The organism is Nostoc sp. (genome assembly GCF_041747015.1).
GTDB lineage: Bacteria > Cyanobacteriota > Cyanobacteriia > Cyanobacteriales > Nostocaceae > Nostoc.
On the sequence record NZ_JBGTFY010000166.1, the window covers coordinates 1 to 8,253 of the forward strand.

7 protein-coding genes are annotated in these 8,253 nt (G+C 40.8%); 5 read left to right on the forward strand and 2 right to left on the reverse strand.

The genetic code is table 11. From position 1 onward, the window contains the following. Positions 1-9: 9 nt before the first annotated feature. Positions 10-3,609, reverse strand: a complete 3,600-nt coding sequence (smc, locus tag ACEW80_RS13245; protein WP_373527023.1) for a chromosome segregation protein SMC — start codon at positions 3,607-3,609, stop codon at positions 10-12. 232 nt (positions 3,610-3,841) lie between these two features. Between smc and ACEW80_RS13250 the strand changes: the two genes are divergently transcribed. The 3 genes from ACEW80_RS13250 to ACEW80_RS13260 are packed head-to-tail and all read left to right on the forward strand — an operon-like array spanning position 3,842 to position 5,232. Then, positions 3,842-4,192, forward strand: a complete 351-nt coding sequence (locus tag ACEW80_RS13250) for a DUF433 domain-containing protein (protein ID WP_373527024.1) — start codon at positions 3,842-3,844, stop codon at positions 4,190-4,192. Continuing rightward, positions 4,170-4,535, forward strand: a complete 366-nt coding sequence (locus tag ACEW80_RS13255) for a hypothetical protein (protein WP_373527025.1) — start codon at positions 4,170-4,172, stop codon at positions 4,533-4,535. The genes ACEW80_RS13250 and ACEW80_RS13255 overlap by 23 nt, the downstream gene beginning before the upstream one ends. Positions 4,536-4,593: 58 nt before the next feature. Further along, a complete protein-coding gene (locus ACEW80_RS13260) occupies positions 4,594-5,232 on the forward strand; it encodes a restriction endonuclease subunit R (protein ID WP_373527026.1) in 639 nt (212 codons plus the stop codon). A 139-nt stretch (positions 5,233-5,371) separates the two neighbouring features. Here ACEW80_RS13260 and ACEW80_RS13265 read toward each other — a convergent pair whose 3' ends face one another. Next, entirely contained in the window at positions 5,372-5,815 is a 444-nt protein-coding gene (locus tag ACEW80_RS13265; RefSeq protein WP_373527027.1) for a BON domain-containing protein, read from the reverse strand. 460 nt (positions 5,816-6,275) lie between these two features. Between ACEW80_RS13265 and ACEW80_RS13270 the strand changes: the two genes are divergently transcribed. After that, on the forward strand, positions 6,276-7,196 hold the full coding sequence (locus ACEW80_RS13270) for a ribonuclease D (protein ID WP_373527028.1): 921 nt from the start codon (positions 6,276-6,278) through the stop codon (positions 7,194-7,196). Between the two features lie 372 nt (positions 7,197-7,568). Beyond that, positions 7,569-8,253, forward strand: a 685-nt coding sequence (locus ACEW80_RS13275; protein WP_373527029.1) for a tetratricopeptide repeat protein, incomplete at its 3' end; no start/stop codon positions are given.

Consider the following 8,253-nt stretch of genomic DNA (forward strand, 5'->3'; position numbering starts at 1 on the left):
AACAAAAACTCAAGCAGATGTATTGGATGATTGTAACTTAATCCCCAAAACTTGAGTGTAAGCTCCTCGTGCTTGAGTAACGCCAATTGTGCGTTCGGCTGATTCTATCATCGGACGACGCAAACTCACAACTATAAATTGCGCTTGTTGTGACTGTTGTTTAATCATTCTAGCTAATCGTTCTACGTTTGCCCCATCTAAGAACATATCTACTTCGTCAAAGGCGTAAAATGGCGATGGGCGGTAGCGTTGGAGGGCAAAGATAAAACTCAAGGCTGTGAGTGATTTTTCTCCTCCAGACATGGAAGCTAAACGCTGTACGGGTTTACCTTTGGGGTGCGCGACTAAATTCAGTCCACTGCTAAAGATATCTTCGGGATTTTCGAGTTGTAGGTAGCCGTCGCCGTCGGAAAGAATGGCAAAAATCGATTGAAAGTTTTCATTGACAGCATCGAAAGCTTCTTTAAAGGCAAGTTGCCGTAATGTGGTAAAATTCTCAATCCGCAAAAGCAGTTCGGTACGTTCCCCTTCTAGTGTCTCTAATTTTTGCGTCAGTTCTTGGAGGCGGTTGTGGGTGCGCTCGTATTCTTCCAACGCCAGCATATTCACAGGTTCCATTGCCTGTAAGCGTTTGGTAAGCGATCGCAATTCTTTCTGCAATTCTTCCAAGTCTACCTGATTTGGAACTTCCGGCAAGGGATTTGGTAATTCGGCTCCCACATCCCGCAACTGGTTTTGCAAAGCAACTAATTCTTCCCGCCGCTTCTCTTGGGTTTCTTGGAGTTTTTGGATTTCCCATTGCAATTGTTGTTGGCGCAAGAGATGCGATCGCACTTCCTGTTCTGTAGCGTCGCGTTTTTGTTTCTCTTCTCCTAAATTTTGTTCCATTTGACTCAACGATAAACGGATTTCGGAGATTTGGTTGTCTATCGTTGTGATTTGTGAAAAGACGCGATTCATCGCGTCTCTACAAGAGATTTGTTGGGTTTCATATTCTGCGATGCGTGTCTCTGCTTCTTGGATTTTTTCTTGCAAACGCTGTTGCTGATTTTCCAAATTTTTTAATCTTTGTTCAGCTTCGCGTAATACTGTCTCCCGTTGTTGCAATTGTTGCTCTTGAATTTTAATTTTCGCCTGGATTTGTTGCCATTCACTGGGAGTTTGAGATGCTTCCAACTCTGCTAAATCGTGTCGCAATTGTTGCAACTGATTTTCTTGTCCCGGTAATTCCCGCTCTAAAATTTCCAGACGGGATTGAGCAGTGGCTAACTTTTCGCTGTTTTGGGCGAGCTGCGATCGCGTCCCCTCTAATTGCGCTGTTAAACTCTTAATATCTTTCTGCAACTGTTCCCTTTGCAACTGCTGTTCGCGCCGCGCCTGACGCGCTTCTGTGAGTTCCTCGGTGAGTTTTTTGGTTCTGGTTGACAAAGTTGCGATCGCCTCAGTACAACGCTCTAAAACCCGATCAATGTCCACTAAACGACTTCTTAAAGCGATCGCTTCCTCAGATTCCGCCGCTTCACCTGTACCAAATCGTAACGCCGAACGCTGGGTGTTACTACCACCAGTCATCGCGCCACTGGTTTCTAACAATTCCCCGTCTAAGGTGACGATGCGATATAATCCGATGTTTTTCCGCGCCGCCTCCAGGCTGGCAAATACCACCGTGTTACCGAAAACGTAACTAAATACATCTTTATAGCGGCGATCGCAATCAACCAAGTTAACAGCATAGTCAACGAAACCGTTAGCAAAACGCAAGGTTGCATCTTGAGTAAATTTGGGAGCATGAATTTTATTTAGTGGTAAAAAAGTCGCCCTCCCCGCACGTTTCTGTTTGAGCAGTTCAATACCGGCTGCGGCGATGCTGTCATCTTCCACCACAATATGTCCCAAACGTCCACCAGCAGACATTTCCAAGGCTAGCTGATGGCGGGGTTCCACTCGTGCCAACTGCACAACTAAGCCACAAAGTCCAGGCATTCCCGATTGCAGGATGACTTTACTAGCTTGAGTTCCTTGGACTTCTTGCTGTGCTTGCGCTTGCGCCTCTATTTTATCCAACTGGCGTTGTTTTTCCCGTTGTTCTAGCAAAAGCCGCTTTTGGGTTTCCTGTTGGATTTGCAATTCTTGTTCTGTAGCTGAGAGATTTTGGGCTAAATTTTGGATGGGTTCACTAGAGGCGTTAAATTCCGTTTCAACTCGACTACACTCAGCTTGTTTTTGAGCTAATTCGGGTTGATCGCGTTCAATTAACTGGGTTTGCTCTTGGATAAGCTGCTGTAACTGGTGATTGCGTTCCCTGAGTTGCGCTTGTTCGGTGCGTTGTGGTTCCAGAGTTTGCAGCAAAGTTTCAATTTGACGATTGAATGCTGTTTGTTGCTGCACCCACGCTTCCGAAGCCGAGGCGATTTCTGCTGCTGCTTCGCGGGATGTTTCTAAGGCTTGTTGCGTTTCGTTTCTTTGTTGCTGGGAAGACGCGATGAATCGCATCTCGACAATTTGTGTTTCGGCGATTTCTTCTAGGGAATGACGGTGTTGTTGAATTTCTTGCTGAGTTTGAGCTAAACGTTTAGCAGTTTCTTGAGAAGCTGTCTCTAATTCCGTTAGCTGACGCTGGAGTTGTTTACGTTCTGCTTCTTGGGTGGCAAGTGTAGATTGTACCGCCAAAAGTTCGTCTTCTCCCAAAGCTTTCACATGAGCATTGAGTTGTTCCAGTTGATCTGTTTTTTGGACGATTTCGGAATTTAGATTTGTAAGTTGGGTAGTGAGTTCACTAGAATTGCGATCGCCACTTTGAATTTCGTTAATTAACTTTTCTTGTTGTGCTTGTAGCGATCGCCATGATAAAACAGCTTCCCAAGATTGCTTTGCCAGAAATTCCGTGCGAAGCTTTTGATATTTCTCAGCCTTCGCCCGATCTTGAGAAAGGCGATCGCGCTGTGCAGTTAATTCCGTCTCAATAATCCGACAACTATCTTCCTTTTCCTTCACCTCATCCAAAGTTGATTTAGCTTGGATAATCTTGCGATCGAACGCCGCCACCCCAGCCAACTCATCAATAATTTCCCGACGTTCCCGCGTATTCATCGAGATAATGCTGGTGACATCTCCTTGCAGCACCACATTGTAGCCTTCAGGATAAACCCGCAGCTTACTTAATTGCTCATGCAACTCCGTCAGCGTGCAACCTTCACCATTGATATAGTAATTCGACGTATAACTTCCTTGGTGAGTAACTCGCAGCCTTCTAGTAACACTCCATTCAGTTCTGAGTGATGCCTCCACTGCCTCCTCATCTTCCTCCCTCTGCGCCTCTGCGCCTCTGCGTGACACATCATCCGACAAATCAAACGTCACCGTCACGCTAGCCTCAATCGAAGCCCGTCCCTTAGCCGTTTGAGTATTATTTACCAAATCCGGCAAGCGATCGGCTCGCATTCCCTTAGAACTGGAGAGTCCCAGACAAAACAGCAGTGCATCTAAAATATTCGATTTACCCGAACCATTTGGCCCAGATATGACAGTACACCCCGGTAGCAAAGGGACTGAAGTAGTGCCACCGAAGGATTTAAAGTTCGTAAGTTCCACGCGCTTGATGTGCACCATAGGCGCTGGTTCGCTAGGCTAATGAAGAACAAGTGTATCAACTAATTAAAGATTGGCAAGAGGGTAGGGGAAAGAATTCAGGATTATCGAACCCTCCAGGCGCAGAGAACGCTGAGAGGGGAAGGAGAATCGTGGTTCCGAGAAAACTGATTCCAGTCTCATTATTTATTGCAACAGTATTTTACAAGTATGTAAGATGATTTTAGGGGTAGATATAATAATCAGCTAAATTATGCAATTAGAAGATTACTTCGATTTTCAGCGTCCTGATGATATTCGACTCAAAGGTACAAGAGTAGGAATTGAAACTATCCTTTACGAGTACATCCACCGCGCTCGAACTCCAGAAGAAATTGCCAATATTTATACATCACTAACATTAGAACAAGTTTACGCGACTATTCTTTATTACTTGCACAATAAAGAAGCTATAAGCGCCTACATAGCTGATTGGTTGGAGTATAGTCATAGGATGCGAGAAGAACAGCGACGCAATCCCCCACCAGTTGTAGTCAAACTTAGGAAACTGCTAGCTGAAAGAGAAGCAACGAAAAAAGCAAATGACTCTCAAATATCTTCTTGATGAAAATGTTGCTCCTCTTTATCAGGTTCAATTCAAACGACAAAAACCTGATTTAGTTGTCTGGGTAATTGGTGATCCTGGTACTCCTCCTAAAAGTACATTAGATCCAGAAATTTTATGTTGGTGTGAGGAACACAACTTTATATTAGTCACAAATAACCGTACATCTATGCCTGTACACTTGGCTGAACACATTGCCCAAGCTCGTAACATACCAGGTATTTTTATTTTGAGTGATAAATTAACTATTGGTCAGACTATTGATGAATTAACCATAATTGCTGAAGCATCTTTTAATGATGAATATCAAAACCCAATTCTTAACTTACCACTGCTTCAATAGGGATAATACTTATAATCTTGTATAGTTATTCTTATAAAATCTATAAAAGAGTAAATTGATGACTACTACTTTAGACGCAAGAAATCTCAGCTTGGAAGACGTTCAACGCTTGCTGAAATTTGAAGAACAGTTAAACGGCTCAATTACATCATTACTATGCCTGGAATCTCTCACAGACTTTGAACAACAAGAACTGTCACAAATCCGCAATCTCTTTCGTAGTTACTATGCAGCAGATAAAATCTCGGAAGGACAAATAAAATTTTTATTTATCGCACCATTAATGAATTTAGCCGGCTTTTATAACTCCAGTATTAAGATTACCTTAGAAGAAAATATTGCTGATATTTCCGTCGAAGATGAAGATACAAACATCAAAGGGCGGATGGATATTTTGGCTGTTAATAAGACTCAAGAGAAAAAAGTCACTACACCCTTTTGGATACTGGTGCTTGAAGCTAAAAATAGTAGTTTTAATGCCTCAGAGGGATTGCCACAATTGCTTACCTATGCCTATAAAAGTCTAGAAAATCAAACATCGGTTTGGGGCGTGACTACTAATGGTATGGATTACCAATTTGTCTATATGCAGCAAGGAAATCCTCCCATTTACCAATTATTGCCAAAACTGGATATAACTCGCTCTGAATCTTCAATCGAATTGTTGCAAGTATTTAAATCAATCTGTCAGTTGTAAGGCGTTTTATTTTGCCAATACCTCATCCTTATTTAAGCAAAATAAACAGGACTTACGCAAATGTAAATCCTGTTTATCTTTCATGACGATGTAAGCTGATTTAGCTAGCTGATGTTAACTGGGAGCTTGAGTTATTCTTTTATGGCTTTTTCATAGCTTCAACTTTTGCTTCCACCTTCACCGTTTTCACACCTTGAACTTCTTTAGCCAAGGTTTCAGCTTTCTGGAGTTCTTCAACAGAAGACACTGCGCCTTTGAGGATAATTTCACCCTCTTTGTTTTCAACTTGTAACTTATTGCCTGGTAAGCCTTTATTCAACTTTTTGCTAACTTCAGTTTTTAAGTCGCCATTGACTTTTGTTATTGCCGTTTTGTCAGCATCAGTTTTAACTTTAGTGTCACTACTAACTGCTGAAGGAGTAGTTTTATCCACAGTTTGATTTATCTGAGAAGCTGGCTTTGCTGGTGCTTGAGCAGCTTCATTAGTGCTAGGAGTTTCCGAACCAGTCTTAAGAGCCTCTTCGCAGCCAAAAGTACCAACTACCAAAATGCTACTAACTAGTAATGGAATTAGCTTTTTCATTATCTATCTCCTAATTGAATACTTGAAGCGATTAATTGAGGTGTGTGTCATCGTGAGGAGCAAATGTTAAAAAAGAATTAAATGTAAAGCAGCAAAAGTGCTAAACAAAGCACTGAGATTACTAAAAATTGAAACCTGGACGATTTCTTGAGGCTAAGATTTTGCAGCCAGTTTTGAAAAGCGTCAATTCAATTTTCATAACTGCTGCTAATCAGTATAGCTCTGCATACAGTCTGTGCCTTTCTGCCAATTTGATGTAGATGCTAAGTAGCTCTTTTAAGGTTAGACTATGCTGCTCTACAGCCGTCATTCGATGTTATCAGATTTAAGTCAGTTTGGCGATTAAAACTCAAAACTTCAGCGTTTTTGCAATGTTGTGCCAGCAAAGTTACCAACAAAATGTTACTTTAGAAAACTATTGCTTACTTACAACGCCCTAAATATCAGGAAATATTAGCTAATGCCGTACCTTACTTCCGCCCACGAAATTCGTGATATTGTTGCTGAATATACCAAGGCTAAAACGCTGTGGATAGATACAGAAGTGGCTGACTATAAAAGTCGTAATCCCCGACTATCGCTGATTCAGGTATTAGATAATCCTCAAGATATGAGTGGCGATCGCATCTACATTTTAGATGTCCTAGATCATCCTGATATTATAGCTGAATTTATTGAAAAAATCATGGTAAATTCTACCATTGAAAAAGTGTTTCACAATGCTAGTTATGACGTAAAACTTCTCGGTAACAAGAAAGTCAAAAATATTACTTGCACTTTGGAAATGGCCAAAAAAATTCCTTACTATCTTTTGCCATTACCCAACTACCAACTCAAAACTATAGCTACAGGACTTTGTAGCTTTAATAATATCGACAAACAAGAACAAAAAAGCAATTGGGGAAAACGTCCTTTAACTGAAGAACAGATCGAGTATGCTTACCTAGACTGTATTTATCTTGCCCAAATTCACTTAAATTTATTAGGTTTACAAACCCAAGCCAGTCCCGATGCCGCAACAGAAAATTTAATATCACTAAGTGCTAGATACTCACAACTTGAGCAGCAATGGAAGTTGTTGAATTCAGAATTTGAGCATTTGCAAGAACGCATAAAAAAAGCCATGCAAGCTCAGAATATACCGGAAACTTCTGATTACAAGCTGACTAGTTATGAGCGCACTACAATCAAAGCTACTTTTACAGAATTGGCAAGGTTAGCACAAACTCAAGGTATTAATTTAGATTTTTCGATCACATTAACTCAGAAACTCCAAAAAGATTTAGGCCAAAATCTGGAACAACTGTCTGTAGATATTGACAAAACTACTTCTTGGCGGCTAACTTCTAAAACTCAAGAGAATGAAACAGAGGATGAGTAAATTGTTCATGAGGCTACAAATGCCAGAATTTATCGAGTTATTGTTTAGATAAATCTAAATATTTTAAATATGTTTTTTTCAAAAAGCATCATAACAAACATCATAAACAGTGGTTCCCTGTTCAGAAATCTATTACCAAGAGTCGATTTATAAAGTAAATCTTAGGAAAGAGCAAAAATGATAAGTTTTATACTTAAATATTTTATAATTACTCTTATACATAACCATTAAATAAAGCTATTGAATATCAGGTAAATTAGTCAATTGATTTTACACTTATATCAAAGGTAAAAATAATTATTGAGTTAAGGAATTAAAATCTAGATTTTGGTAGTAATTTTGTTCAGGCGTTATGGCAGTTTATATTAACTTATGAAACGGCGTTTATTTGGGCAAAAGCCAACAAGGGTAAATAAAGTATTTACCATAGCTATTTTTACTACATTGACTGCAATTAGCAGTATTTCTTGCAGTAAGAATGACAATTTATTGGTGACAGAAATAGGAGTCAGTCCACCTAACCGTAGTTCAGCGACAACTTCGATTGGTGGGGAGTTCTATATTCAGGGAAAGAATCAGCATTTAAAGGGCGACTTACAAGCTGCGATCGCTTCTTATAATAAAGCAATTGATCAAAACTCTCAATATGGCGCTGCCTACAATGGCCGGGGATTAGCCTACTTTGATTTGGGAGACAAAGAAAAAGCGATCGCAGATTACAATGAAGCCCTTCGCATTAACCCTAATGACGCCGAAGCCTACAATAACCGGGGAAATGCCCGTGCCTCAATAGGAGGTAACAGAGAAGCAGTTAAAGATTACAATGAAGCGATTCGCCTGAATCCCAACTATGCTGAAGCTTACAATAACCGAGGAAATGCCCGCGCCACCAATGGAGACAAAAAAGGCGCACTAGATGATCTTGATCAAGCGATTCTCCTCAACCCCAAATATGCGATCGCCTACAATAACCGAGGAAATGTCCGTGCTGCCAATGGAGATCCACAGGGAGCGATCGCAGATTACAATCAAGCCATTCGCCTCAACCCTAACTTTG

Bases quoted from the DNA above. Each gene is read 5' to 3' on its own strand.
- smc (WP_373527023.1), bottom strand. From the start codon at position 3,609: ATGGTGCACATCAAGCGCGTGGAACTTACGAACTTTAAATCCTTCGGT.
- ACEW80_RS13250 (WP_373527024.1), top strand. From the start codon at position 3,842: ATGCAATTAGAAGATTACTTCGATTTTCAGCGTCCTGATGATATTCGA.
- ACEW80_RS13255 (WP_373527025.1), top strand. From the start codon at position 4,170: ATGACTCTCAAATATCTTCTTGATGAAAATGTTGCTCCTCTTTATCAG.
- ACEW80_RS13260 (WP_373527026.1), top strand. From the start codon at position 4,594: ATGACTACTACTTTAGACGCAAGAAATCTCAGCTTGGAAGACGTTCAA.
- ACEW80_RS13265 (WP_373527027.1), bottom strand. From the start codon at position 5,815: ATGAAAAAGCTAATTCCATTACTAGTTAGTAGCATTTTGGTAGTTGGT.
- ACEW80_RS13270 (WP_373527028.1), top strand. From the start codon at position 6,276: ATGCCGTACCTTACTTCCGCCCACGAAATTCGTGATATTGTTGCTGAA.